This is a genomic window from Bradyrhizobium sp. CFUWI (genome assembly GCF_056429085.1).
This window is the reverse complement of record NZ_JBWJZE010000230.1, coordinates 1-428: the sequence shown is the minus strand read 5'-3', so window position 1 is coordinate 428 and position 428 is coordinate 1. Positions and strand designations below refer to the sequence as shown.

Annotated in this window: 1 protein-coding gene; it reads right to left on the bottom strand. The window is 67.3% G+C overall.

Annotated elements, in window-relative coordinates:
* The coding region (locus AC066S_RS39565) for a DEAD/DEAH box helicase (RefSeq protein WP_478272024.1) at positions 1-242 on the bottom strand (242 nt) is incomplete at its 3' end.
* Positions 243-428: the final 186 nt, after the last annotated feature.

The following is a 428-nucleotide window of genomic DNA, read 5'->3' as shown; positions in this document are numbered from 1 at the left end:
CCCTTGCCCGCATCGCGCCGCACGATGGCAGGCACCTGGTAGCACAGCGACTTGCCGCCGCCCGTGGGCATGAGCACCAGCGCATCGCCGCCAGCGATCACGTGTTCGACGATGGCCTCCTGCGGGCCGCGGAAATGCTCGTAGCCGAAAACGTCGTGCAGGACGAAAAGCGCGGGGGACAAGGCGGTGGAACTCTCTGTTCGGTGGCGTCGGGGGGTGCCCGCGCGGCGTTCGCCGGGCATTGGGCGGGTACAGGGCAGGACGGCATCCCGGCGGAGCCGCTGCGCTGCACGCAGGCAAGGGGGTCTATTGTGCTCCGTCCCGCAGGCCGGAAGCACCGCAACCATTCGCAAAAGCTATCGCACGCATCAACGATTGAATTGGACCCGAATGGATGGTCGCCGCAAGATGCCTGCAGGCCCGGGTAC